The sequence below is a fragment of the Glycomyces halotolerans genome (genome assembly GCF_054779575.1).
This window is the reverse complement of the sequence record NZ_BAAGXZ010000001.1, coordinates 272,845-296,180: the sequence shown is the minus strand read 5'-3', so window position 1 is coordinate 296,180 and position 23,336 is coordinate 272,845. Positions and strand designations below refer to the sequence as shown.

General features: G+C 70.8%; 25 protein-coding genes and 1 pseudogene. 11 read left to right on the top strand and 15 right to left on the bottom strand.

Features of this window, described 5'->3' with window-relative positions:
* Positions 1–71 precede the first annotated feature (71 nt).
* The gene (moeZ, locus tag ACYVL2_RS01525; RefSeq protein WP_460539469.1) at positions 72–1,250 is read left to right on the top strand and encodes an adenylyltransferase/sulfurtransferase MoeZ; all 1,179 of its coding nucleotides are present in this window, start codon (positions 72–74) and stop codon (positions 1,248–1,250) included.
* 167 nt (positions 1,251–1,417) lie between these two features.
* Here the strand turns inward: moeZ and ahcY are convergent, their stop codons facing one another.
* On the bottom strand, positions 1,418–2,890 hold the full coding sequence (gene ahcY, locus ACYVL2_RS01520) for an adenosylhomocysteinase (RefSeq protein ID WP_460539467.1): 1,473 nt from the start codon (positions 2,888–2,890) through the stop codon (positions 1,418–1,420).
* Between the two features lie 573 nt (positions 2,891–3,463).
* Here ahcY and mbhE point away from each other — a divergent pair.
* From mbhE to ACYVL2_RS01485, 7 genes are read left to right on the top strand one after another with little or no spacing between them, the layout of a single operon-like run.
* Complete coding sequence (mbhE, locus tag ACYVL2_RS01515; protein ID WP_460539465.1) at positions 3,464–6,166, top strand: hydrogen gas-evolving membrane-bound hydrogenase subunit E; 2,703 nt, start codon at positions 3,464–3,466, stop codon at positions 6,164–6,166.
* Positions 6,163–6,471, top strand: a complete 309-nt coding sequence (locus ACYVL2_RS01510; RefSeq protein WP_460539463.1) for a sodium:proton antiporter — start codon at positions 6,163–6,165, stop codon at positions 6,469–6,471. The genes mbhE and ACYVL2_RS01510 overlap by 4 nt, the downstream gene beginning before the upstream one ends.
* Positions 6,468–7,928 carry a proton-conducting transporter membrane subunit gene (locus ACYVL2_RS01505; protein WP_460539461.1) on the top strand — a complete coding sequence of 487 codons (1,461 nt, stop codon included), beginning with the start codon at positions 6,468–6,470 and terminating at the stop codon, positions 7,926–7,928. Before ACYVL2_RS01510 ends, ACYVL2_RS01505 begins: the two co-directional genes overlap by 4 nt.
* A complete protein-coding gene (locus ACYVL2_RS01500) occupies positions 7,925–8,323 on the top strand; it encodes a Na+/H+ antiporter subunit E (RefSeq protein WP_460539459.1) in 399 nt (132 codons plus the stop codon). Before ACYVL2_RS01505 ends, ACYVL2_RS01500 begins: the two co-directional genes overlap by 4 nt.
* Complete coding sequence (locus ACYVL2_RS01495; RefSeq protein WP_460539457.1) at positions 8,310–8,570, top strand: monovalent cation/H+ antiporter complex subunit F; 261 nt, start codon at positions 8,310–8,312, stop codon at positions 8,568–8,570. Before ACYVL2_RS01500 ends, ACYVL2_RS01495 begins: the two co-directional genes overlap by 14 nt.
* Positions 8,567–8,977: a cation:proton antiporter gene (mnhG, locus tag ACYVL2_RS01490; protein ID WP_460539455.1), complete on the top strand. Its 411-nt coding sequence runs from the start codon at positions 8,567–8,569 to the stop codon at positions 8,975–8,977. Before ACYVL2_RS01495 ends, mnhG begins: the two co-directional genes overlap by 4 nt.
* 41 nt (positions 8,978–9,018) lie before the next feature.
* A complete protein-coding gene (locus tag ACYVL2_RS01485) occupies positions 9,019–10,050 on the top strand; it encodes a GNAT family N-acetyltransferase (protein WP_460539453.1) in 1,032 nt (343 codons plus the stop codon).
* A gap of 8 nt (positions 10,051–10,058) precedes the next feature.
* On the opposite strand, the gene manA is transcribed toward ACYVL2_RS01485, so the two are convergent.
* From manA to ACYVL2_RS01460, 5 genes are all read right to left on the bottom strand, one after another.
* Positions 10,059–11,207 carry a class I mannose-6-phosphate isomerase gene (gene manA / locus ACYVL2_RS01480; protein ID WP_460539451.1) on the bottom strand — a complete coding sequence of 383 codons (1,149 nt, stop codon included), beginning with the start codon at positions 11,205–11,207 and terminating at the stop codon, positions 10,059–10,061.
* Between the two features lie 65 nt (positions 11,208–11,272).
* The gene (locus tag ACYVL2_RS01475) at positions 11,273–12,466 is read right to left on the bottom strand and encodes a phosphoheptose isomerase family protein (protein WP_460539449.1); all 1,194 of its coding nucleotides are present in this window, start codon (positions 12,464–12,466) and stop codon (positions 11,273–11,275) included.
* Positions 12,467–12,468: 2 nt separating this feature from the next.
* Complete coding sequence (locus ACYVL2_RS01470) at positions 12,469–12,648, bottom strand: Trm112 family protein (protein ID WP_460539447.1); 180 nt, start codon at positions 12,646–12,648, stop codon at positions 12,469–12,471.
* A gap of 1 nt (position 12,649) precedes the next feature.
* Positions 12,650–14,029, bottom strand: a complete 1,380-nt coding sequence (locus ACYVL2_RS01465; protein ID WP_460539445.1) for a phosphohexomutase domain-containing protein — start codon at positions 14,027–14,029, stop codon at positions 12,650–12,652.
* Between the two features lie 59 nt (positions 14,030–14,088).
* Positions 14,089–14,493 (bottom strand): DUF3499 domain-containing protein, encoded by a 405-nt coding sequence (locus ACYVL2_RS01460; protein ID WP_460539443.1) that lies wholly within the window; start codon positions 14,491–14,493, stop codon positions 14,089–14,091.
* 141 nt (positions 14,494–14,634) lie between these two features.
* Here ACYVL2_RS01460 and ACYVL2_RS01455 point away from each other — a divergent pair, with 141 nt between their 5' ends.
* A complete protein-coding gene (locus ACYVL2_RS01455; protein ID WP_460539441.1) occupies positions 14,635–15,057 on the top strand; it encodes a metallopeptidase family protein in 423 nt (140 codons plus the stop codon).
* 251 nt (positions 15,058–15,308) lie between these two features.
* Here the strand turns inward: ACYVL2_RS01455 and ACYVL2_RS01450 are convergent.
* From ACYVL2_RS01450 to ACYVL2_RS01440, 3 genes and pseudogenes are all read right to left on the bottom strand, one after another.
* Positions 15,309–15,560, bottom strand: a pseudogene (locus ACYVL2_RS01450) (WhiB family transcriptional regulator); the annotation flags it as partial.
* Positions 15,561–15,865: 305 nt separating this feature from the next.
* Positions 15,866–16,375 (bottom strand): hypothetical protein, encoded by a 510-nt coding sequence (locus ACYVL2_RS01445; protein ID WP_460539439.1) that lies wholly within the window; start codon positions 16,373–16,375, stop codon positions 15,866–15,868.
* A gap of 8 nt (positions 16,376–16,383) precedes the next feature.
* Entirely contained in the window at positions 16,384–17,472 is a 1,089-nt protein-coding gene (locus tag ACYVL2_RS01440; protein WP_460539437.1) for a mannose-1-phosphate guanylyltransferase, read from the bottom strand.
* Positions 17,473–17,721: 249 nt separating this feature from the next.
* Between ACYVL2_RS01440 and ACYVL2_RS01435 the strand changes: the two genes are divergently transcribed.
* A complete protein-coding gene (locus tag ACYVL2_RS01435) occupies positions 17,722–18,108 on the top strand; it encodes a DUF4190 domain-containing protein (RefSeq protein WP_460539435.1) in 387 nt (128 codons plus the stop codon).
* 58 nt (positions 18,109–18,166) lie between these two features.
* On the opposite strand, the gene nucS is transcribed toward ACYVL2_RS01435, so the two are convergent.
* Entirely contained in the window at positions 18,167–18,832 is a 666-nt protein-coding gene (gene nucS / locus ACYVL2_RS01430; RefSeq protein WP_460539433.1) for an endonuclease, read from the bottom strand.
* A gap of 44 nt (positions 18,833–18,876) precedes the next feature.
* Positions 18,877–19,287 (bottom strand): VOC family protein, encoded by a 411-nt coding sequence (locus ACYVL2_RS01425; RefSeq protein ID WP_460539431.1) that lies wholly within the window; start codon positions 19,285–19,287, stop codon positions 18,877–18,879.
* Between the two features lie 90 nt (positions 19,288–19,377).
* Between ACYVL2_RS01425 and ACYVL2_RS01420 the strand changes: the two genes are divergently transcribed.
* Positions 19,378–20,346, top strand: coding sequence for a helix-turn-helix transcriptional regulator (locus ACYVL2_RS01420; protein ID WP_460539429.1), 969 nt, complete (start codon positions 19,378–19,380; stop codon positions 20,344–20,346).
* A gap of 81 nt (positions 20,347–20,427) precedes the next feature.
* Here the strand turns inward: ACYVL2_RS01420 and ACYVL2_RS01415 are convergent, their stop codons facing one another.
* The 4 genes from ACYVL2_RS01415 to ACYVL2_RS01400 all read right to left on the bottom strand — a co-directional run bounded on the left by ACYVL2_RS01415 (position 20,428) and on the right by ACYVL2_RS01400 (position 23,252).
* Positions 20,428–20,832, bottom strand: a complete 405-nt coding sequence (locus ACYVL2_RS01415; RefSeq protein ID WP_460539427.1) for a four-helix bundle copper-binding protein — start codon at positions 20,830–20,832, stop codon at positions 20,428–20,430.
* Positions 20,833–21,120: 288 nt separating this feature from the next.
* Entirely contained in the window at positions 21,121–21,387 is a 267-nt protein-coding gene (locus tag ACYVL2_RS01410; protein WP_460539425.1) for an acylphosphatase, read from the bottom strand.
* A 15-nt stretch (positions 21,388–21,402) separates the two neighbouring features.
* The gene (locus tag ACYVL2_RS01405; RefSeq protein ID WP_460539423.1) at positions 21,403–22,347 is read right to left on the bottom strand and encodes an NmrA/HSCARG family protein; all 945 of its coding nucleotides are present in this window, start codon (positions 22,345–22,347) and stop codon (positions 21,403–21,405) included.
* Between the two features lie 89 nt (positions 22,348–22,436).
* The gene (locus tag ACYVL2_RS01400) at positions 22,437–23,252 is read right to left on the bottom strand and encodes an MBL fold metallo-hydrolase (protein ID WP_460539421.1); all 816 of its coding nucleotides are present in this window, start codon (positions 23,250–23,252) and stop codon (positions 22,437–22,439) included.
* Positions 23,253–23,336 lie beyond the last annotated feature (84 nt).

The following is a 23,336-nucleotide window of genomic DNA, read 5'->3' as shown; positions in this document are numbered from 1 at the left end:
CGTCGGGTGAGGCCCCGCACACCGGTCTTCCCGGTGGAATATCCACAGAGTGGATATGCATTACTTGTTATATGAGTTTGCCGCCGCTAGTCGAGCCAGCCGCCGACCTCTCGGTCGACGAGGTCAGGCGCTATTCGCGCCACCTCATCATCCCGGATGTCGGGATGGACGGCCAGAAACGCCTGAAGAACGCCCGCGTGCTCTGCGTAGGCGCCGGTGGACTTGGTTCGCCGGCGCTGATGTACCTCGCCGCGGCCGGGGTGGGAACCCTCGGCATCGTCGACTTCGACACGGTCGACGAGTCCAACCTCCAGCGCCAGATCATCCACGGCCAGTCCGACATCGGCCGCCCGAAGTCGGAGTCCGCCGCCGCCACGATCCGCGAGATCAACCCGAACGTCGACGTCGTCATCCACAACACCGTGCTGGACAACGACAACGTCATGGACATCTTCGCGCAGTACGACCTCATCGTCGACGGCACGGACAACTTCGCCACCCGCTACATGGTCAACGACGCGGCTGTGCTGCTGGGCAAGCCGTACGTGTGGGGCTCGATCTTCCGCTTCGACGGCCAGGCCAGCGTGTTCTGGGCCGAGCAGGGCCCGTGCTACCGCTGCCTGTACCCGGAGCCTCCGCCGCCGGGCATGGTCCCCAGCTGCGCCGAAGGCGGCGTGCTGGGCGTCCTGTGCGCCTCGATCGGCTCGATCCAGGTCAACGAGGCCATCAAGGTCATCACCGGCATCGGCGATCCGCTCGTCGGCAAGCTGATGGTCTACGACGGCCTCGAGATGGAGTACCGCAAGATCAACGTCCGCAAGGACCCGAACTGCGCGGTCTGCGGCGAGAACCCGACGGTCACCGAGCTGATCGACTACGAGGACTTCTGCGGTTCGGTCACCGCCGAGGCCGCCGAGGCGGTCGTCGGCTCCACGATCACGCCGCGTGAACTGGAGTCCTGGCTCAAGGAAGGCCGCGAGATCGACCTGATCGACGTTCGCGAGCCGGCCGAGTACGAGATCGTCAAGATCCCGGGCTCGCGCCTGATCCCGAAGGGCGACATCGTCTCCGGCGCCGCGCTGAAGGACCTGCCGACCGAGCGCCAGGCGGTTTTCTACTGCAAGGCCGGGGTGCGCTCGGCCGAAGCGCTGGCCGCGGCCAAGGCCGCCGGGCTCGGCAACGCCGTCCACGTCCAGGGCGGGGTGCTCGGCTGGATCAACCAGGTCGACCCGAGTCTGCCGACCTACTGAGCCGTCCCGAACGAAGGAACGGGCGCGGAGCTCTCGGCTCCGCGCCCGTTCCTATATCCTATAGGATATTTCCTACAGGAATGAGACCTTTTCGCCTCAATGTCGGCTGACTGTTCCGCGGCTGCCGTCGCTGCGCCTCAGTGCCGGCCGGGCTACCGCCACTCCGCTCAGTACCGGTAGTGGTCGGCCTTGTAAGGCCCGTCGACGTCCACGCCGATGTAGTCGGCCTGGGTCTTGGTCAGGCGCGTCAGCTTGACGCCCAGGGCGTCAAGGTGGAGCCGGGCCACGTCCTCGTCGAGGTGCTTGGGCAGCGTGTAGACGCCGATCGGGTAGTGCTCGCTCTTGGTGTGCAGCTCGATCTGGGCCAGCACCTGGTTGGTGAAGCTGTTGCTCATCACGAAACTCGGGTGGCCGGTGGCGTTGCCGAGGTTGAGCAGGCGCCCCTCGCTGAGCACGAGGACCGAGTGGCCCTCGGCGCGCTGCCCGTTGCCCTGGTCCGCGGGGAACTGCCACTCGTGCACCTGCGGCTTGACCTCGAGCTTCTTGATGCCGGGCACGGCGGCCAGTCCGGCCATGTCGATCTCGTTGTCGAAGTGGCCGATGTTGCCGACGATCGCCTGGTGCTTCATCCGCCGCATGTCGTCGACCGAGATGATGTCGCGGTTGCCGGTGGCGGTGATGAAGATGTCGGCGGTCTCGACGACGTCCTCGAGCGTGAGCACCTGGTAGCCGTCCATCGCCGCCTGCAGGGCGCAGATCGGGTCGGCCTCGGTGACGATCACCCGGGCGCCCTGGCCGCGCAGCGCCTCGGCGCCGCCCTTGCCGACGTCGCCGTAGCCGCAGACCACCGCGGTCTTGCCGCCGATGAGCACGTCGGTGGCGCGCATGATGCCGTCGGGCAGGGAGTGGCGCACCCCGTACTTGTTGTCGAACTTCGACTTGGTCACCGAGTCGTTCACGTTGATCGCCGGGAACGGCAGCCGGCCGTCGCGCTCCATCTCGTAGAGGCGGTGGACGCCGGTGGTGGTCTCCTCGGTGACGCCCATGATCGAGCGGGACTTGCGCGTGAAGCGGTCCGGGTCCTGCTCGAGCGACCGCGCCAGCAGCGACAGGACGACGGCCTCCTCCTCGTTCTCGGCGGTCGCCGCGTCGGGCACGGCGCCCGCGGACTCGAACTTCGCGCCCTGGACCACCAGCAGCGTGGCGTCGCCGCCGTCGTCGAGGATCATCGTGGGCTCCTCGTCGCCCCAGTCGAAGGCCCGGTCGGTGCACCACCAGTACTCCTCGAGCGTCTCGCCCTTCCAGGCGAACACCGGCACGCCCTGCGGCTCGTCGGGGGTTCCGGCGCCGACCGCGACCGCGGCGGCCGCGTGGTCCTGCGTCGAGTAGATGTTGCACGAGGCCCAGCGGACGCGCGCGCCGAGCGCGACGAGCGTCTCGATGAGCACGGCGGTCTGGATCGTCATGTGGAGCGACCCGGTGATGCGGGCACCCTCCAAGGGCCGGGACTCGCCGTAGCGCTCGCGCAGCGCCATGAGGCCGGGCATCTCGTGCTCGGCGAGGCGGATTTCGTGGCGGCCGTAGTCGGCCAGCTTGAGGTCGGCAACCTTGTAGTCGTCGGCTCGCAGCGTGTTCGTCATGCTTGAAATGCTACGCGCCGCACGCCGATCGGCCCTCCAGCGCCGTCGTGGCACGGGACACGCAAAAAATTATCCGTGTCAACCGCCGTTTCTGCTTGACACTCGTGAGGCCGTGGGTAATATTGCAGATACGCAGCGTCACAGCGACTGGAGGGCCCACAGGGTCGCAGAAGGTCGCAGGTGGCGCGCGGGGGAACCAAACCGGGGGGAGTGCCGGGCGGTCTGGGGTGGCCGCCCGGCACATTTTTGTGCCACGGGACCCCGTTTCCCCCTACAGCCGCGCGAAGGCGTCCCCCTCTCGTCGGCGGCACCGCCCCCACTTCCTCGTCTTCCTCATCCTCTCGCCCTCCGCGTCCGAGTCGACGCCGACACTCCATGGTTCCCGCGCGCCAAACCGGGTACGCGTACCCGACGGATCGGCGATGCGATCTCGATCGGTCAAGGTGGCTCGCGAATTCGTGCGCCCGATGGTCCAACGCCGCAGACGAGACCGACGCGTGAAGGGAGTGAGGAACCGTCGCAGCGCTAGCCACCGCTCCGATCACGCTCGCGGTCCTCGCCGCACTCGTCCCGGTGCTGCACCGCCGCCTCGGCCGCGACACCGGCTGGGTGCTCGCCGTCGGCTTCCTCGTGCTCGCCGCCATGTTCGCGGCCACTGCGCCCGCGGTCGTCCACGGCGAGGTCATCGAGGCCGCCTGGCCGTGGCTGCCCTCGATCGACGCCTCCCTGCGACTGCGGCTCGACGGCCTGTCGCTGCTGTTCGCGCTCGTCATCCTCGGCGTCGGCGCCCTCGTCATGGCCTACTGCGCCCGCTACCTCGGCCGCGGGAGCCACGTCTGGCTCTACACGCTGATGACCCTCTTCGGGCTTTCGATGCTGCTGCTGGTCCTGGCCGACGACGTCCTGCTGCTGTTCGCGGCCTGGGAGCTGACGACGCTGTGCTCGTTCCTCCTGATCGGCGGGACCCACGCCCGAGCGGCGCCGGCGGCGATGCGGGCGCTGTTCACCACCGCCCTCGGCGGACTCGCGCTCCTGGCCGGCCTGGTGCTGCTGTCGGTCCACACCGGCACCACGAGACTGAGCGCCATCCTGTCCGACCCGACCGCCGCCGACGGCTCCGCGGTCACGACCACCGCGCTGGTCCTGGTGATCGCCGCGGCGGCCACCAAGTCAGCCCAACTGCCGTTCCACTTCTGGCTGCCGGACGCCATGGTCGCGGCGACGCCGGTGAGCGCCTACCTCCACGCGGCCGCGATGGTCAAGGCCGGCATCTACCTGCTCATGCGCTTCAGCGACGCCTACGGGGACGACCCGCTGTGGAGCGGGACGCTCATCGCCCTCGGCCTGGTCACCGCGATCGTCGGCGCCGTGCTGGCCCTCAAGCAGCACGACCTGAAGGCCCTGCTCGCCTACTCCACGATCAGCCAACTGGGTCTGCTGGTGGCGCTCACCGGCGTGGGCACCGCCGTCGCTCTGGCGGCCGCCGCGGTCCACGTGCTCGCCCACGCCCTGTTCAAGGCGACGCTGTTCATGCTCGTGGGCATCATCGACCACCAGGTGGGCAGCCGCGACATCCGGGAGCTGACCGGCCTGCGCCGCGTCATGCCGGTCACCGCTGCCCTGACCGGGCTGTCGGCGCTGTCGCTCGCCGGCATCCCGCCGCTGCTGGGATACGTCAGCAAGGAGGAGATGTACAAGGCGTTCGTCGAATCGCCCGGGCCGGGGTGGGCCGTCGCCGCGGGCATCGCCGGGGTGGTCGCGGCGGCGGCGCTCACCTTCGCCTACGGCTTCCGGATCTTCGTCGGGGCCTTCGGCGGTACGACCGAGCAGTGGCGGCTGCGCGAACCGAGCCCGGCGTTCCTCGCCCCCGCCGCCGTCGCCGCGGCGGCGGGACTCGTCCTCGGCGTCGCCGCGAGTTCGCTGAGCCCTTTGATCGAGGGCGCCGCGGTCACCGCGAGCGGTCACGGCACCGAGACCCACCTCAAGCTGTGGCCCGGTCTGTCACCCGAGCTGGGCATGACGCTGGCGACCTTCGCGATCGGTGCGGCGCTGTTCCTCGGACGGGACCCGGTGGACCGGTTCCTGCAGCGGCTTCGAGCTCCGGTCGAAGGCCGGACCGCGTTCGACCGGAGCCGCGACGCCGCCGTCTCGGCGGGGAGCCGGATCGCGGCGCTCACCGAGCGCGGCCGTCCCGTCCGGCACCTGCCGGTGCCGCTGCTCGCGCTCGTGGCGATCGCCGCGGCCTACGCGGTCACCGGCGCGGACGTCTCGCCGCCGCCCGAATCGTCGCGCGGCGCCGACTGGATACTGGTCGCCGTTCTCGCCGTGACGGTCGCGGCCGCGGTGAGCCGCCGCTCCCGACTCGGCGCCGTCGTCGCCGTCGGACTGTCGGGTTTCACCGTGGCCATGTGGTACCTGAACGCGGGCGCGCCCGACCTCGCGGTCACGCAGGCGCTCTTCGAGATCATGATCGTCGTCGTCGCCGTCATCGTCCTGCGCGCCCTGCCGCGCCGGTTCCACCGTGTCGGCCGCGGCCGGGTCGCCGGCTCGGCCGCCCTGGCCGTCGGTGTCGGCGTCGCCGCAGGTGCGGCCGTCTACCAGCTCACCGGCCACCGCGACCGCTCCGCGGTCGCCGATTACCTGCTGGAGCACACGAAACCGGAGACCGGCGGCGTCAACGCCGTGAACGCCATCCTCGTCGACTTCCGTGCGCTCGACACGCTCGGCGAGATCACCGTGCTCGCCGCCGCGGCGCTGGGCGTGATCGCCCTCGGCGACCGGACCCGACCGCGGTCCCCGCGCGCGGGGGAGCCCGACACCGCCGACACGCTCCTGGTCCTGGACGCCCTCCGGCGGGTGCTCATGCCGGTCTTCGCGGTCGTCTCGATCTTCCTGCTGCTGCGCGGACACTACGGGCCCGGCGGCGGCTTCATCGGCGGTCTGGTCGCAGGCGGCGCTCTGGCGCTCGCTCGCCTGGCGCAGCCGCCGACGGGCGAACCCGCGCTGCCGCCCGTCGAACGGAGGCTGCTGTCGAGCGGTCTCATCGTCGCAGTCGGGGCCGGCCTGTCGGCGCTGGCCGCCGCCGAGCCGTTCCTCAAGCCGCTGCACGCCGCGCTGGACGTCGCCGGCCTGCACCTGTCACTGTCGACCTCGCTCGTGTTCGACCTGGGCGTCTACCTGATCGTGCTGGGCGTGGTCGCCGCCGCGCTCAACCGGCTCGCGCACCACGAGGTCGACCTGCCCGAGCGCGACCGAGCCGTGGAGCCGGCCCGATGAGCGCCGCGGTCGCCGTCGCCGTCCTGGTCGCGGGCGGCGTGTTCCTGCTGCTCCAACGGGGCCTGGTGCGAGTGACGCTCGGGTTCGTGCTGCTCAGCAACGCGGCCAACCTCGTCCTGGTCGCCTCCGGCGGCATGTCCCGCCGCGTCGCGCCCTTGATCGGCACCGGCCCCACCGAGGACATGGCCGACCCGCTCCCCCAGGCGTTCGTGCTCACCGCGATCGTGATCTCGTTCGGGATCACCGTCTACCTGTTCTCGCTGGCGCGCTCCGGCCGCGACGACGATACGGAGGACGACCCGTGATCGCGCAGGCCATTCCGCTCGCGGTCGCCGTGCCGCTCATCGCCGCTGCCGCGCTGATCCTCGTGCGCGGGCGGGTCCCGCGGCGCATCGTCCTGCTCGGCGTCCTGGCGGCGCTCACGGCCTTCTACGCCGTCCTCGTGGCGGCCGTCGCCGACGGCACGGTCCTGTCCGTGCACGTCGGCGGCCTGCCCGGCGGGGTCGCCATCTCCTTCGCCGTCGACGCGTTCAGCGCGCTCATGCTCTCGGCCACGTCCCTGGTGACGTTCCTGTGCGCGGTGTTCGCGGTCGCCGCCGGGGACGCCGACCGCCGAGGCTTCGCCTCGCTCGTGCTCATCCTGACCGCCGGCGTCGCCGGGGTACTGTCCACCGCCGACCTGTTCAACCTCTTCGTCTTCCTGGAAGTCACGCTCGTCCCGTCCTATGTGCTCATAATGATGTCGGATGAGCGCCGCCGCCGCGCCGCCGCGCACGTCTACATCACCGCCGGACTGCTCGCCTCGACCGTCTTCGTCGCCGGAGTCGCCCTCGCCTACGGAACGGCCGGCACCACCAACCTCGCGGTGCTCACCTTCGCCGAAGTCCAAGCGGCCGGAACGGTGTTGCTCCTCGCACTCGCCGTCAAGAGCGCCCTCGCCCCGGTCCACGGCTGGCTCGCCGAGAGCTACCCGTACGCCTCGCCCGCCGTGGCCGCCATGTTCTCGGCGCTCCACACCAAGCTCGGGCTGTACGCGATCTACCGCCTCTACACGCTCATGTTCGACGGCACCCCCGCCGTCGCATCGGTCGCCGTCGCCGTGTGCGTGTTCTCCATCGTCGTCGGCGCCCTGGCGGCGATCGCGCAGAGCCGGATGCGGCGGACACTGTCGTTCAGCATGGTCTCCACCAACGGCTACATCGCCCTCGGCGCGGCCCTGGCCGGACCCGCCGGACTCGCCGCCGGAATCTTCTACCTGCTCAACGACATGGCGATCAAGGCCGGCCTGTTCCTGTCGGTCGGCGCCGTGGAGCACCGCTACGGCACCGGAAGCCTCGCCCGCCTCAGCGGCCTGGTCCGACGCGAGCCGCTCCTGGCCCTCGCGTTCATCGTCCCCGCCCTGTCCCTCGCCGGGATGCCGCCGTTCTCCGGCTTCGTCGCCAAGTACGCGCTGGTCCACGCGGCGATGGGCGACGGATGGCACTACGCGGCCGCCGTGGTCGTGGCCGCCAGCCTGCTGACCCTCGCCGCGATGATGCTGATCTGGCGGCGCGCCTACGTCGCCGATTTCGAGAAGACCCCCGCCGCGGCCCGCCCGATCGCCGACGCACCGCTCACCCTGGTGACCCCGGCGCTGATTCTCGCCGGCGTGACGGTGGTACTCGGCATCGGAGGCGAATGGCTGCTGGCCCTGTGCGACGTCGCCGGACGGGGACTGGCCGACCCGAGCGCATACGTGGAGGCGGTGATCGGACCGTCATGAACCGACAATCCGTGCTAGCGGCGCTGGACCAGGGGAGGCGCCTCGCCGGTTTCGCCGCCTTCTACGCCTGGGAACTGGTCGCCTCCAACGCGGCGCTGACCTGGGACATCGTCACCCCCAGTACGCGGGTCGCCCCCGGCGTGGTCCGCTTCCCGATGCGATGCCGCACCGAGTTCGAGATCGCGCTCCTGGTCAACCTCTTGTCGCTGACGCCCGGCACGCTGGTGCTCGAGGTGCGTCGCGACCCGCCCGAGGCGTTCGTCCACGGCATGTACGCCCCCGACGCCGAGCGGTACCGGGACCACCTGCGCGGGCTCGAGCACCGGATGCTCGCGGCCGTCCGCCGTGACGGCGACGTCGCCACACCGGAAGGAGACCGTGATGGAACCGCTTGACATCGCGCTGGCGGTGGTCGGCGCCGCTTTCGCGCTCGCCGCCTTCCGGGTCGTCGCCGGGCCCGGCGACGCCGACCGCGTGGTGGCCGCCGACCTGGCCTTCTACGCCTTCCTCGCGACCGCCGTCGTCATAGGCGTACGGCTGCCGGGGACTTGGTACTTGACGCTGGTGGTCGTGGCGGCCCTCATCGGCTTCCTCTCCTCGCTCTCGCTGGCACGCCTGATCGACCGGGAGGAGGAGCGTTGAGCGTCCTCACCGTCCTTTCCGGAATCCTCCTCGGCATCGGCGTGCTGCTCATCGCCATCGCCGCGGTCGGGCTGGTGCGCCTGCCGGACCCGTATTCGCGCCTCAACGCGGTCACCAAGGCCGCGACCCTGGCTCTCGCCTTCGTGATCGCCGGCGCCTGGCTGGCCGATCCCGGCTGGCTCGAGGCCGTCGAGGCGCTGCTGGCCGTCTGGCTCCTGGTGGTGACGGCCCCGGTCGCGGGGCACGCGATCGGCCGGGCCCTCCACCGCTCGGGGGTGCCCCTCGGCGAGCGCGCCCGCTACGACGAACGCGACGAGCCGCCCGCCCCGCCTCCCGGCGTCGACGAGGCCGCCGGCTCGGAGACCGGCCCCGAACGGGACCTCGACGCCGGTGAGCCGGACCATTAATTCGATTGCGGGCCGTCCCGGATTGCGGAATCGTCTCCGGTGTGAGCAACCCTGAAGTTTCCATCGTTCCGATCGACCCGGCCGACGACGAGCTCGTCGGCTCCTGGATCGACACGCAGGTCGCCGCCGTCCGCCACGACCTGCCCGGATTCCCGGTCCCCAACCGAGCGCTCCAGCGCCTGCGGCTCTACGTTCCGCAGGCCGCCTACAAGATCGAGCGCTGGGCCGCCGTGGTCGACCGGACCGTCGTCGGCTACATCGGCCTTGAGATGCCCACCAGCGACAACCTCCACATGGCCGAGGTCGACCTGGAGGTCCATCCCGACTGGCGCCGCCGTGGCATCGGCACCCGCCTCCTGGAGTTCCTCGAGGACCGTGCCAGAGCCAACGACCGCGACACCGTCATCGGCTACGCCGTCGACGAGGTGTTCGACGGCCCCGACGCCGACACGCCCGGCAAGTTCTTCGCCGAGAAGCTCGGCTACCAGGTGGCCGACCTCGAGATCTGCCGCCGCAACGACCTGACGCGGGTCGACGAGGACGAGCTCGGCCGGCGCTACGCCGAGGCATGGAGGCACGCCGAAGGCTACGAACTGATCGAATGGACCCGCTCGGCGCCCGACGAACTGGCCGAGGGCGTCGCCCGCATGGAAGCGCGCATGTGGACCGACCCGCCGATGGGGCAGCTCGACATCCGACCGGCCGTCTACGACGTCGACCGGCTGCGCGCGGAGGAGCGCTCCGCAGCCGACCGCGGCTGGCTCACCGTCGCCGCCGCCGTGCGGCACGTCGAATCCGGTGAGGTCGCCGGCTACACGGCCATCAAGGTCGAGCCCGGCGGCGAGGAGTCGGCCTGGCAGGACGACACGATCGTCGACCCCGCCCACCGCGGCAAGCGGCTCGGGACCGTCCTCAAGATCGCCAACCAGCGCCAGCTGCGGCGATACCGGCCGATGATTCGGTACGTCGTCACCTACAACGCCGAAGTGAACGGCCCCATGATCGACATCAACGAGGCCGTCGGCTACCGGAAGTTCCTCCGGGAGCAGGCCGTCCAGAAGAAGTTCGGCTGACGCGCCGCTCAGGCGGAGGCGACGAAGAGCTCGCCTTCGCCTGCGGCGCGCACCGGCCCGGCCGAGGCCGCAGAGAAGGCGGCGCGCCCCGGAGCGAGCACGACCTCTCCGTCGTCGTCGGCGACCGTGACCGACCCGCCCGTGCACAGGCAGATCCGCGGCCCTTCGAGGTCGAACGACTGGGGCTCGCCGCCGACGGTGACCCGGCGAAGCGCGAAATCGTCGATCGGCACCGGCCAGGTCCGCACCGGGCCGGAGTCCTCGGCCGACGCGCGCGGCTCGGCCATCGTCCGGAAGTCCAGGACCCGCAGCAGTTCGGCCACGTCGACGCGCTTGCCGGTCAGACCCCCGCGCAGCACGTTGTCGCTGGCGGCCATGATCTCGACGCCGAAGCCGTTGAGATAGGCGTGGAGGTTCCCCGCGGGCATGTAGACCGCCTCGCCCGGCCGCAGCGTGAGGTGGTTGAGCAGCAGGCTCACCAGGACGCCGGGGTCGTCGGGGTAGTGGCGCGCCAGCACGGTCAGGACCTCGGCCTCGTCGCTGTCGGCCTCGGTGGCGGCCTTGACGGCCTGGTCGATGAGCTCGCGGCATTCGTCGCGGCCGGTCCCCAGCAGATCGGTGACGGCCGCGCGCAGGCCGCGCCGCCGGTTCCGCAGGATCGCGGCCAGCGGCGCCAGGCCCGGCACGCCGAGCGCTTCGATCCGATCGGCGGTCTCCAGCGGGTCGCGGAAGCCGCACAGCGCCCGGAACTCGGTGAGCGCGACGATCAGCTCGGGCTTGTGGTTGCCGTCGACGTAGTTGCGGTAGGCCGCGTCGATGCCGATGCGCAGTTCGCGCTGGTGGCCGGAGCTGGCCTGCCGCGAGTTCGGGTGAGCCTGGAGTGACAGCGGCTTGTCGGCCGCCAGGAGCTTGAGCAGGAACGGCAGCCGCGGCCCGAAGGCGTCGACGATCCGCCGCCCGAGCAGGTGCTCGGGCTCGGAGGAGACGGCGTCGTCGAGCGGGCGGCCGTCGTCGAGGATCGAGGGGGCCGTCGGGTGGGCGCCGAACCACTCCTCGGCCTCGGGCAGCTCGGCCGGATACGGCCTTCCCTGGAGCCTCGCGATGTCGACCTGTGATCCCCACGCGTAGTTGCGGATGACGCCGTCAAGGCCCTGCACGACCGCTCCTCACACACCGCTGTTCGATCCCGGAGTGTCCAACTGTATCCGCTCCGGGCGGGCCGCTACTCGCCGCCGACGGCCTCGTCTTTCATCTCCGAGACGGCCGGGACCCGCATGGGGTCGAGGCCGTGGGCGAGCGCCAGGTACACCGACGCGAAGTCGGGCACGGCGATCAAGGAGGCGAGGCGCTCGAGCGCGCAGCCGCCTTCGGCGGGCATGACGTCGCAGCGGACGCCGCGCCGCTCGGCGAGCTTCGCGACCGCGTCGGCGCGGCGCGTGTCGGGCTTGGGCGAGGTGTCGTCCCCGTCGAGGCCGTCGTCCCGCATGAGGATGATGCGCAGGCGCGTCGCGGACGCCTCGTCCTCGTCGGCGAAGATGTCGCGCCCGCCTTCGGCGAGTGAGCCGAAGACGCCGTCGAGCAGGCCGACGCGTCCGCGGCCGACCTCGCCGAGCTCTCCGGAGACGACCGGGTAGCGGGCGTTGGCCGCGAGCGTGTCGCCGAAGCGGCGGGCGGCGACCCCGGCCAGCGGGCTCGAACCCCAGATGACGGGGATGGACCCGGCGAGGTTCATCGCCAGTTCCTTGGCGGGGTTGACCCAGGCGTCGGCCTCGGCCCGGCAGCGTTCGGCGTCCTCGTCGAGCCGCCGAGCGGTCTCGGCGATGTCCGCTTCGGTGACGGCCACCAGCCCGAGCTCGCGGGCCGCGAGCAGGACCGGGATCGTCAACGCCCACAGCGACAGCCGCGCGGGGGCCCGGCGCGGGACGGCGACGTAGGGCTCGCGGGCGCGCTCGGCCACATCCGGGAGTTCGGAGTCGGGGGCGCCGACGGCGACCAGTCGGGCGCCGCGCCGGGCGGCGGCTTCGGCCGCGGCCAGCGCCTCGGGGCTGCGGCCGGAGGCGGAGACTGCGAGGACGACGTCGGCGGCGCCGACCCAGCCGGGCACGCCGGCGGACCGGTGGCCCAGGACGGGGACGGGGCAGCGGGGACCGGCCACGGTGGCGAGAACGTCGCCGGTGCGGGCGGCGGTGCCGACGCCGGCGACGACGACGGCTCTGGGCCGGCCTTCGTCGGCGAGGACCCCGAGTCCGGCGTCGGCCGCGAGTGCGGCCGATTCGCGCAGCTGGGGGCCGGCCGAGGCGAGCGCCCAGAGCGCGCCGCCGGGGTTCGTGGAGTCGCTGAGGTCGCCTTGGATGCGGCTCTCGTCGGCCTGCCGGTCGCCGGTGATGCCTGCGACGCCGTCGTCGTCTGGGCCCATCTCTATTCCTCCTTGACGGAGTCCAGGAGCATCACGGGGATGCCGTCCTCGACTCGGAACACCTTGTCGCATGCAGAGCAGATGAGGCAGCCCGCCTCGCGGTCGTAGGCGAGCGGCGCGTGGTGGGGCTCGGGGCATCGCAGCAGTTCGAGGAGCACGGGAGCGGGGGAGGAGGCGGGCATGTCAGTTCCTTACGATGCGGAGGATGTCGTCGCGGAGCCGCTCCATCGAGGCCTGGTCGGGGCCTTCGGCGTTGAGCCGCAGGAGCGGTTCGGTGTTGGACGGGCGCAGGTTGGCCCAGGAGCCGTCGGGGAGGTCCACGGTGAGCCCGTCGAGGCGGTCGGTGGACACGCCGTCCTGGGCTCCGTAGTGGGCCGCGACTTCGTCGATCTTGGCGGAGGCGTCGATCACCTTGGAGTTGATCTCGCCGGAGGGGACGTAGCGGACGAACTCGTCGGCCAGCTCGGTGAGGGTCTTGTCGGAGCCGCCGACGGCGGCGAGGACGTGCATGGCCGCCAGCATCCCCGTGTCGGCGAACCAGAATTCGCGGAAGTAGTAGTGGCCGGAGTGCTCGCCGCCGAAGACTGCGTTCTCCGCGGCCATGACGGCCTTGATATAGGAGTGGCCGACGCGGGTGCGCAGGGGCCGGCCGCCGTGCTCGGCGACGATCTCGGGGACGGCCTTGGAGCAGATGAGGTTGTGGCAGATGGCGTCGCCGGGGTGCTTGGCGAGCTCCCGGGTGGCGATGAGCGAGGTGATCGTCGAGGGGGTGACCGGGTCGCCGTTCGCGTCGACGACGAAGCAGCGGTCGGCGTCGCCGTCGAAGGCGAGTCCGAGGTCGGCGCCGGTCTCGCGGACGCGGGCCTGGAGGTCGCGGAGGTTCTCCGGCTCGATCGGGTTGGCCTCGTGGTTGGGGAAGGTGCCGTCGAGTTCGAAGTAGAGCGGGTCGATCTCGATCGGGAGCGCCTCGAGGAGCTGGTCGCCCAGGACCGCGGGGACGGTGTGGCCGCCCATGCCGTTGCCGGCGTCGACGACGACGTGCAGGGGGCGGATCCGTCGCAGGTCCACCAGTCCGCGCATGTAGGCGGCGTAGCCGGCGAGGAAGTCCTCGCGGGTGACCGTGCCGGGCGTCTCGGCCTCGGGCAGGGGTTCGCCGTCGAGGATGGCCTGGGCGCGGTCGCGGATGTCGGCCAGGCCGGAGTCGAGGCCGATGGGACGCGCGGCGGGCAGGCACATCTTCAGGCCGTTGTATTCGGCCGGGTTGTGGCTGGCGGTGAACATCGCTCCGGCGACCTCGCGGGCGCCGGCGATGTAGTAGAGCATGTCGGTCGAGCACAGGCCCGCTTCGATGACGTCCGCGCCGGCGGCGGTGGCGCCGCGGGCGAAGGCGGCGGCGAACTCGGGGCCGGAGTCGCGCATGTCGTGGCCGACGGCCCATGTCCGCTCGCCGGTGACGGCGACGGCTGCCGCGCCGATCGCCTCCATGACCGCTGCTGTCAATTGCGTGCCGACGAGTCCTCGGACGTCGTAGGCTTTCACGAATTCGCTGAGCTGGGGAGCCACTGGAGTGTGTCCGCCTTTCGGATGAAGGTCGTTGCGCTGACCGGTGAACTACGTCGAGACTATCGCTGGACGTCCTCGTCTCCGGAGACCACCCGTAGGTGACGCCGGGCACTCACATGCGGGGCGGCGGCGCCCCGGTAGCCGTGGCGGGGCGGGGTGTCCGGCGCGGGCGGCTCGGGCTCGATCCGCTCTCCGGAGGCCGCTTCGCGCACGGCGTTGGCGAGGGCCACCAGGTCGTCGTCGGTGGGCATGGGCGCGGTGTAGTCGCCCTGATGACGGACCAGTTCCCAGCCGTGGGGCACGGTGAGCCGACGCGCGTGCGCATCGCACAGGTCGTAGCTGTGGGGCTCGCGCGTCGTGGCGAGCGGGCCGACCACAGCCGTGGAATCCGAGTAGATGTATGTCAAAGTGGCCACCGCGGGCTGGCGGCAGCCGTTCCGGGAGCAACGCCGATCCGACCTCACTCCACGAAACTACCACTCGCGGTGTCGGACTCGGTGGCGCTGAGCAGTGGGACGGGCCGAATCGCGGCCGGTGCGCACGGTCGGTGATGCCTCCGTGCCGCAAACGGGATTCGAGCCGGCTCGGCGGCTAAGGTGGGGCGCATGCGGAGAGATCGTCACGGGCGGGGCATGCGCGGACCACTGGCCCCGAGCGCGCTGCCGATGCGACGTACTCCGGTGGAGGAGTTCAACGCGCTGGTGCTGCAGTCGGTGAACGCCATCGAGCGGCGGCTGGGCGAGTCGATGGGGGCGAACCTGCGGCACATCGAGTTCGCGGTGGAAGAGGTGCCGCCGCCGACGCAGGCCTATGACGCCGACATCGTCGAGGACCGCGGGGTGCCGTTGGCGAAGCTGTATCCGGCCCAGCCGGGGACGATCGCCGCGGCTCCTCGGATCGTGCTGTACCGCAGGCCCATCGAACTGCGTGCCGACGGGCGGCTGGAGTTGGAGCTGCTGGTGTCCGGCGTCCTCACCGAGCAGCTCGCGACGCTGCTGCACCTGCCGCCGGAGGACTTGGAGCCGTGAGCGGCCGATGCCGCCGGAGGAGAGCGCGAGGGGGTGGGACGACGCTGTCCCACCCCTCACGTACTCGCGGACCCTCAGGCCGCCACTGGAACGCGCTCGCGCTCGGTCTCGACCTCGTCGTCGAGGACCGATCCCGCGGGCACCGGCTCCGGGATCGCCGGCTGCGGTTCCAGGTCGGGGTTGATCATCGGGGTCGGCATGCACACCACGACCGGCATCGTGCGTTCGGCGCGACGCCGCGCGGCTTCGCGGGCCTGCCGTTTGATCTTGCGCCGTTCTCGTTCGGACAGCCCACCCCAGATGCCGAACCGTTCATCGTGTTCGAGTGCGTATTGCAGACAGTTCTCTTTGACCTCGCATCGCGCGCAGATGCGCTTGGCATCCCGCGTCGATCCCCCTTTCTCGGGGAAGAACGCCTCCGGGTCGGTCTGCGCGCACAATGCGCGAGCCTGCCACTCCGGAACGTTGCCCAATAGGTCGGCCAGGTAGTCACGGCCGTCCATATACGTCCGCCTCCTCGTATGCGCACCGGCCGTGCCGGTGCTCCCCCCTTGCAGTCACTTGCACGGCACCGGATGTCAGACCCGAGGCCGGACGCGCCCCTCCCCAGCTGCGCGTACGACCTTCGGTGCGGTGCCGTCGGCTGCCCGCACTCGACCCGGTCCTCGGTGCCCGCGGGCGGCCTGAACTTGGGGCCGCTCCGCTGTCACTCATCTCTTTGGACGATGAGCTTTCGTCGCTATTCGGTAACGTTTCGATATCAGACGATAGCGCACAGTGATCGGGGCGATGGAAGGACCCCTCGGACTCACTCCTTCGGGGGCTCCGGCTTCTGGCCGGTCACTGTGGAGGTTTTCTCGCATACCCGGTTCCACCGGACGGCAAACCACCCCGCGCCCGCCAGAATCAGCCACACTCCATCGAGGAGCAGTCGCTCGACCGCGGCCCGCGCGTCGATGAACACCTGGCCCTCCGCGGCCAGCTGCGTCGCCTCGTCGAATCCGTATTTCGCCGCCGACAGCGCCAGCAGTACACCGATAACGAGGTAGACGACGTAGAGGACCCGGGCCAGGCGGCGAATCACCCGACCGGGGCACAGCCACGCCGCCAGCAAGGGGGCGGCCACCGGCACGACCGAGAACAGGGTCCGGCGGGCCTCGTCGGTGAAGCCCATGCCGGCGGCGCGGCGCAGGGAGTCGTCGCGGGGGTCCAGGCCGGCGCCGAACTGCCACTGGGAGACGGCGACGGCGATGACGATCGCGGCGCAGGCCAAGAGGACGGCCGCGAGGATGGCGCGCTGGCGTTGCGGAGACGGCATGGCCGGTATTAGACCAGATCGCTCCTCGGGGACTGCTTGAGTTCCTCGACCACGGACTTGACCTCCTGGGCGCGGTCGCGCGGACAGACCAGCAGCGCGTCGGGCGTGTCGACGATGATGAGGTCGTCGACGCCGACGGTGGCGATGAGGCGCCCCGAGGCCGGAACGACGACGTTGCGCTTGGACTCGGCCAGGACCGCCTCGCCGGAGCCCGAGTGCTCGACGATGACGTTGCCGACCCGGTCTGCGGCCTTGAGGACCCTGCCGAGGGTGTCGTAGTCGCCCACGTCGTGCCAGTCGAAGTCGCCGGGCACGACGCCGACCTTGCCGGAGGCCGCGGCCGGCTCCATGACCGCGTAGTCGACCGAGATCTTCTCCAGGGTCGGCCACAGCTCGGCGAACAGGGCGTCGCGTCCGGTCGAGTCCCAGGCGGCGGCGAGGGTGCGGACGGCCTCGTGCAGCGCCGGACGGTGGCGGGCGAGCTCGTCGAGGAAGACGTCGACGCGCCAGACGAACATGCCGGCGTTCCACAGGTAGTTGCCCGAAGAGACGTATTCGACCGCCGAGACCTGGTCGGGCTTCTCGACGAAGGAGGCGAGCTGGTACCCGGGGCCGACGGCGTCGCCGAGCCGCAGGTACCCGTAGCCGGTCTCGGGGCCGGTGGGAGTGATGCCGATGGTCATGAGCAGGCCGGTCTCGGCGAGCTCCATGGCGTGCTCGACGGTCTGGGCGAAGGCCTTCCCGTCGGGCACCAGGTGGTCGGCGGCGAAGGCGCCCATGACGGCGTCCGGGTCCCGTTCGGCGATGACGGCGGCGGCGAGGCTGATGGCCGCGGCCGAGTCGCGCGGGGAAGGCTCGACGAGGATGTTGTCGCCGGGCACGTCGGGCAGCTGCCGGGCGACGTCGACGGCGTGGGCGGTGCCGGTCACGACGTAGACGTGGTCGGGCCTCGAGAGCAGCCGCACCCGCTCGACCGTCGATTGGAGGAGCGAGGACTGTGAACCGGTCAGGGGCAGGAGGAACTTGGGCCGCTGAGCGCGAGACAGGGGCCAGAGTCGGGTTCCGGAACCACCTGCGGGAACCACCGCGTGAAGCATGCCAATAGTCTCGCACGCCGTGCCCGCGTGCCGGTTCACCCGGTCCGCGGGGCAGTTCCGGCCATCACCGCGGACACCGCTTTCGTAGACGCCAGGGCCCGTTCGAACCCCGAAGGAGCCTCCATGCTGGGACTCGGGGCCCCGAGCCTGCGCGGGGCGCTATGAGGTCGCGACGCATGGACAGCGTGTACTAAGCTTTCCGCGTTCCGCCCGAACATCTGATCTGACACGACTACAAGGAGTCCCTCAGTGTCCATTCCCCCCGCCCCCAATCAGCCTGCCCAGCCGGTCCAGAAGCAGGGCAACGGCTTCGGCGTCACCGCCCTCGTCCTGGGCATCATCGCCCTGGTGCTCGGCTTCATCCCCGGCATCAACCTGCTCGCGTTCGTGCTCGCCCCGCTGGCGATCATCTTCGCGATCGTCGGACTCGTCGTCAGCGGCAAGCGCAACGCCGGCAAGGGCACCTCGATCGCCGGCCTGGTCACCGGCATCCTCAGCCTGGTCGTGACCATCGGCATGTACGTCATGGTCTTCAACGCCGTCGGCGACGCCTGCGAGCAGGAGGGCTACTCCGGCAGCGCCACCGAATGCCTCAACGAGATCAACTCGGAGCTCGAGGACCTCGAGACCGAGTAGTCGTCGCACGACGCAGCATCAAAGGGCCGCAGCGCCGCTGCGGCCCTTTCGCTCTGTTCTAGAACAGCCTCGGCTGCGACTGGTCGACCGCGCCGCGCATCTCGTCGTAGTCAAGCACCACGCAGCGGATGCCGCGGTCCTCGGCCAGGACCCGGGCCTGCGGCTTGATGGCCTGAGCGGCGAAGACACCCTCGACCGGCGCCAGCAGCGGATCGCGGTTGAGCAGCTCCAGATACCTGGTGAGCTGCTCGACGCCGTCGATCTCGCCGCGCCGCTTGATCTCGACGGCGACATGGCGGCCGTCGTGGTCGCGGCACATGAGGTCGACCGGGCCGATCGCGGTCGGGTACTCCCGCCGCACCAGCGCCCAGCCCTTGCCCAGCGGCGTCGTGTCCGCCGCGAGCAGTTCCTGGAGATGCGCCTCCACCCCGTCCTTCACCAGCCCCGGGTCGACGCCGAGTTCGTGGCTCGAGTCGTGGAGGACCTCCTCGATGGTGATCTTCAGCTGGTCCCCGGACTTCTTCGACGTGACCGTCCACAGGCCCTCGGCCTCGACGACGCTGCAAGGAGGCGTCATCCAGTTCAGCGGCTTGTACGAACCCCCGTCGGCGTGCACCAGAACGCTGCCGTCCGCCTTCCGGATGATCAGACGAGTCGCCATGGGCAGATGGGCCGAAAGCCGCCCCGTGTAATCGACCTGGCATCGAGCTACCACCAAACGCATGGCAGTAGACCCTACCGGCAGCCGCGCAGCGGACGGCGGGCGCGCTATTCGGCGGCTTTCCCACCCGCTTCCAGCACCTCGAGATAGTGCGGGTTGTACATGACCCCGACGACGTTGCCGAACGGGTCGACCACCGAGGCGGTCGCGAACCCCTCTCCGCGGTGAATGACGGGCTGGTACTCCTCGGCCCCCATGGAGAGCAGGCGTTCGAACGTCGCTTCGAGATCGGCGACGTGCCAGTAGATGATCTCACCGCCCGGTGAGGCCTTGAGATCGTGAGGCGCGTAGTCGCCGCCGATCAGTCCCAACTCGTGCCGGTAGTCGCCGACGCGGAACTCGGCATAGCCCCCCGGCGCCTCGAAATAGGGCTCGACGCCCAGGAACTCGGTGTACCAGGCCTTGGCCGCCTCCAGGTCCTCGGCGTAGTAGCTCACGGTCGCGAATCCTCGCAGCATGGACTTCTCCTTGAACTTCGATGGCTGTATCGGCCAAGCTACGACCCGTTGCGGAACCGTTCTTTCCGCAATGCGTGCGAGAATCCGAACATGTTGGAGACCTCGGTACGACTGCTGCGGTTGCTCGCGATGATGCAGACCCGGCGCGACTGGACCGGCGCGGCGCTGTCCGAGCGGCTCGGCGTCACCACCAGGACGGTCCGCAACGACATCGAGCGCCTGCGCAGGCTCGGATACCGGGTCGACGCGACCACCGGCAGCGCCGGCGGCTACCGCCTCGTACCGGGAAACGCGATGCCACCGCTCCTGCTCGACGACGAAGAGGCCGTCGCCGTCGCCGTGGGGCTCCGGGCGGCCGCCTCGGGATCGGTCACCGGCATCGAGGAGACGTCCCTGCGGGCGCTGGCGAAGCTCGAGCAGACCATGCCCTCGCGGCTGCGGCACCGCATCGACGCGCTGCGCTCGGCGACCGTCTCAGGGGCCGGCGGCGGACCGGCCGTGGACCCCGAGACGCTGTCGGCGATCGCCGAGGCCGCGTACCGCCGCGAACAGCTGCGGTTCGACTACCGGCGCCGGGACGGCGCGGATACCCGAAGGCGGGCCGAGCCCCACAGTCTCGTCTACACGGGACGGCGCTGGTACCTGCTGGCCTGGGATGTCGACCGGGAGGACTGGCGCACCTTCCGGGCCGACCGGGTCCGGCCCCGAACCCCGAACGGGCCCCGCTTCGATCCGAGGGAACCGCCCGAGGACGCGGCGACGCATGTGCTCCGCGGCCTGGGATCGAAGGCCTGGCGGTACCGGGCGCGGATTCGGCTCGAGACGTCGGTCGAAGCGGCTGCGGAGCGGCTCCCGCCCGGCAGCGGCCTCCTGGAGTCGGCGGGCGAGGAAGCCTGCGTGTGGGAGACCGGCAGCGACTCGATCAGCGACCTCGCAGCCTATGTCACCGGGCTCGACATCGCGTTCGGCGTAGAGGCTCCCGAGGAACTGCGGTCCTATCTGAGGGACCTCGCGGCCCGGTACCTCGCCGCTGCCGGTGCTGCGTCGCCGAAGCCATGAGACCGGCGCCGAGCGGTGCGACCGCGCCGCTCGGCACCGGCTCCGCGCCCTTGACGGTTTCGGTGAGCGCCCGCGCTACTCCTAGCCGAGCGACGTGAGCAGGTCCCGGCAGGCCCGCTCGCAGTTGCGGCACTCCATGGCGCACTTGGCGCAGTGCGTCATCGCCGAGTGCTCCTCGCACATGTCGCCGCACGACTTGCACGCCATGGCACAGGCCTCGAGCATGGCCTTGGTGAGGTTCGCGTCGTACCCGGTGTGCCGCGACAGGAGCTGGCCGGTCGCGAAGCAGATGTCGGCGCAGTCGAGGTTGGTGCGGATGCACTTGGTCAGCGAGGCGACGTCGGTCTCGCTGAGGCAGGCGTCGGCGCAGGCGGTGCACGTCTGCGCGCACGCGTAGCACTCCTTGATGCATTCGGCGAGCTTCTCCCGGTCGACGCCGCCGAGGTCGGCCGGATAGGTGTCGAGCATGTCGGAAACGAGCGACATTGCGGTCTCCTTTCGAGTCGCGGTGCGTCGCAGCCGGTAGGGAGGCGAATGCCGGGATTCACGGCCGTGAGGACGGTCTGGCGCGTGCGGAAGGCGCTCCGTCGTCCCCGACGGGTGCGACGCCGACGATGGAATTGAGCGGACCCAAAACGGGCTTCCCGCCGAACTCACGCTAACCGGAGGGATGCGCGGATTTCTCGGTTTCGGAGCATTCGCCCGGAACGGTTGCGACGACCGCTCATCGGCGGGCGCCGGTCGCCCCCCGCCTCACGCGGCCGTGCGGGCCGCTCAGCGCACGACGAACTCGGCGAGGTCCTGGGGCGGTTCCTCGCGGACCTCGACCCGCTCGACCGAGGCGGACGGCGGGCCGCGGTGCGCCCACGACACCAGCGCCCCGACGTTCTCGCTCTCGCCCTCGAACACGGCCTCGACCGTCCCGTCGGGACGGTTGCGGACCCAGCCGCGGACGCCCCGGTCCTCCGCCTCCTGAAGGCACGCCTGCCGGAAGAAGACCCCTTGCACCGTGCCGTGGACGGTCACGCGTCGTCTGATCATCGGCGCCGCCGTCGGTCAGTCACCGGTGAAGGCGTCTCGGTGGGCCTCGAGCCAGGCCTCGAAGGTCTGGAGGGAGGGGTTCAGCTCCCGCACGAGGTCCACGTCGCGCCTGGCGGTGATCTCGTCGTCGAACTCGATGTAGTACTGGAACATGTTCGCGATGTCGTCGGCGCCCGGGAAGCCCGCCGCGCGCATCTCGTCGATCGTGCGCGGCCGGTAGGCGACGTCCTCGCCGAGCACCCGCGAGAAGGTCTCGGCGAACTGCTCGCCGGTGAGGTGCTCTCCGGCGACGCTGACGATCCGGCCGACGAACTCGCTGCCGCGTTTGAAGATGCCGAGCGCGGTCCTGCCGATGTCGACCACGGCGATCCCGGCGAGCCTCGATTCACCGATGGGGATGGAGAGCACCAGCCGGCCGTCGTCGCGCTCGGGCGCGAAGGTGGTCAGGAAGTTCTCCCAGTAGAACGTGGTCTTCAGGAGCGTGGTCGGCACACCGGCCTCGATGAAGCGCCCGTCGGCCTCGGCCTTGGAGTCGAAGTGCGGAACCTTGTAGCGGCCCTGGAGCGTCGGCATGCGGGGGTCCTCGAGCGGCACGGACTCGCGGGTGTCGTCGAGCGAGGACCAGATCGCGTGGCGCACCCCCGCGCCCGCTGCGGCCCTGGCCATCACTCCGGCCTGCGACTTCTCGCGCTCAGGGTCGCCGTGCTCCCAGAAGTTCGTCATGAGGAACGCGCCGTAGGCGCCGTCGAAGGCGTCGCGCATGCTCGCCTCATCGTCGATGTCGGCCTGAACGATCTCGCCGCCGATCTGGGCGATCTCCTGGGCCTTCTCCGAGGAGGGGTTGCGGGTCAGCGCCCGGAGCTCGAACTCCTTCTCCGGGTCGGCCATGATCGCCCTGGCCAGGCCGCCGCCTTGGGCTCCGGTCGCGCCGACCACCGCGATGGTCTTCGTGTCGGGCATCGGTGTCTCCCTCGCGAGTCTTTGGAACTGGGCACCGCGGCACGAGTACCCCGAGCGGGCCGGACCTATCCGGGCGGAGGCCGGGTCGGTCAGCACGAGTGCCCGGTGACGAAGGGCTCGGTCAAGTGCGGCGTGGCGAGACTTCCGCCGGCTTCGGCGACCCGGCGGAGCAGGTCGACGCGGGAGCGCCGGGCAGTGTCGGCGTCGGACTCGAAGCGGTAGGCCAGCTCCGGGTGGAGCAGTTGGACGGCGTGCACGAGGACGTCTCCGGTGACCGCGACCAGGTCGCGCCCGGATTCGACGAGGACGCTCTGGTGGCCGGGCGTGTGCCCGGGCGTGGGGACGACGCGGGAGGCCGCTGTCAGCGCCGCTTCGCCGTCGACCAGGTGCAGCTGTCCGCGGTCGCGCAGCGGGTCGATCAGCGACGCGCGCAGCTGCGGGTTGAGCTGTTCGATCGCGTCGTGTTCGGCCTGCTGCAGCAGGTAGCGGGCGTTCGGGAAGAACGGGCGGCGGCCGTCGCCGTCGGCGACGACGGCCCAGCCGACGTGGTCGGTGTGCAGGTGCGTGAGGACCACGGTGCCGACCTCGCCGGGGTCGATGCCCGCTTCGGTCAGCCGCGCCGGGAGCGTCCCGGGCACCGGCGCCCAGGAGGCCGCCGGTCCGTCGGCGGGGCCGATGCCCGCGTCGACGACGGTGGTGCCGGTCTCGTCGCTGACGGCGAAGGCGCGGAACTGGAGCCGCCAGCGGCCGTCATCGGTGACCGCCGCTGGGTCGAAGCGGTCGGCCGCCGCCCACTGGCGGTCGGTGGCGTCGGGGAAGACCTCGGACCGGTCGGCGAAGAACGGTCCTTCGCCGTCGGTCAGGGCGGTGATCGTGGCGGATCCGATCCGGAGCGAGGGCGTCATGCGCCGATCGTTCCACAGCCCGACGTAGACACGGGACCGGCTCTGAGCTGGAACGTTGACCTGGAGTGCGGTCCAGGTCCTAGG

Excerpts from the sequence above, each read along its gene's own strand:
- moeZ (WP_460539469.1), top strand. The coding sequence starts at position 72 with ATGAGTTTGCCGCCGCTAGTCGAGCCAGCCGCCGACCTCTCGGTCGAC.
- ahcY (WP_460539467.1), bottom strand. The coding sequence starts at position 2,890 with ATGACGAACACGCTGCGAGCCGACGACTACAAGGTTGCCGACCTCAAG.
- ACYVL2_RS01510 (WP_460539463.1), top strand. The coding sequence starts at position 6,163 with ATGAGCGCCGCGGTCGCCGTCGCCGTCCTGGTCGCGGGCGGCGTGTTC.
- ACYVL2_RS01500 (WP_460539459.1), top strand. The coding sequence starts at position 7,925 with ATGAACCGACAATCCGTGCTAGCGGCGCTGGACCAGGGGAGGCGCCTC.
- ACYVL2_RS01495 (WP_460539457.1), top strand. The coding sequence starts at position 8,310 with ATGGAACCGCTTGACATCGCGCTGGCGGTGGTCGGCGCCGCTTTCGCG.
- ACYVL2_RS01475 (WP_460539449.1), bottom strand. The coding sequence starts at position 12,466 with ATGGGCCCAGACGACGACGGCGTCGCAGGCATCACCGGCGACCGGCAG.
- ACYVL2_RS01470 (WP_460539447.1), bottom strand. The coding sequence starts at position 12,648 with ATGCCCGCCTCCTCCCCCGCTCCCGTGCTCCTCGAACTGCTGCGATGC.
- ACYVL2_RS01455 (WP_460539441.1), top strand. The coding sequence starts at position 14,635 with ATGCGGAGAGATCGTCACGGGCGGGGCATGCGCGGACCACTGGCCCCG.
- ACYVL2_RS01445 (WP_460539439.1), bottom strand. The coding sequence starts at position 16,375 with ATGCCGTCTCCGCAACGCCAGCGCGCCATCCTCGCGGCCGTCCTCTTG.
- ACYVL2_RS01440 (WP_460539437.1), bottom strand. The coding sequence starts at position 17,472 with ATGCTTCACGCGGTGGTTCCCGCAGGTGGTTCCGGAACCCGACTCTGG.
- nucS (WP_460539433.1), bottom strand. The coding sequence starts at position 18,832 with ATGCGTTTGGTGGTAGCTCGATGCCAGGTCGATTACACGGGGCGGCTT.
- ACYVL2_RS01425 (WP_460539431.1), bottom strand. The coding sequence starts at position 19,287 with ATGCTGCGAGGATTCGCGACCGTGAGCTACTACGCCGAGGACCTGGAG.
- ACYVL2_RS01420 (WP_460539429.1), top strand. The coding sequence starts at position 19,378 with ATGTTGGAGACCTCGGTACGACTGCTGCGGTTGCTCGCGATGATGCAG.
- ACYVL2_RS01415 (WP_460539427.1), bottom strand. The coding sequence starts at position 20,832 with ATGTCGCTCGTTTCCGACATGCTCGACACCTATCCGGCCGACCTCGGC.
- ACYVL2_RS01410 (WP_460539425.1), bottom strand. The coding sequence starts at position 21,387 with ATGATCAGACGACGCGTGACCGTCCACGGCACGGTGCAAGGGGTCTTC.
- ACYVL2_RS01405 (WP_460539423.1), bottom strand. The coding sequence starts at position 22,347 with ATGCCCGACACGAAGACCATCGCGGTGGTCGGCGCGACCGGAGCCCAA.
- ACYVL2_RS01400 (WP_460539421.1), bottom strand. The coding sequence starts at position 23,252 with ATGACGCCCTCGCTCCGGATCGGATCCGCCACGATCACCGCCCTGACC.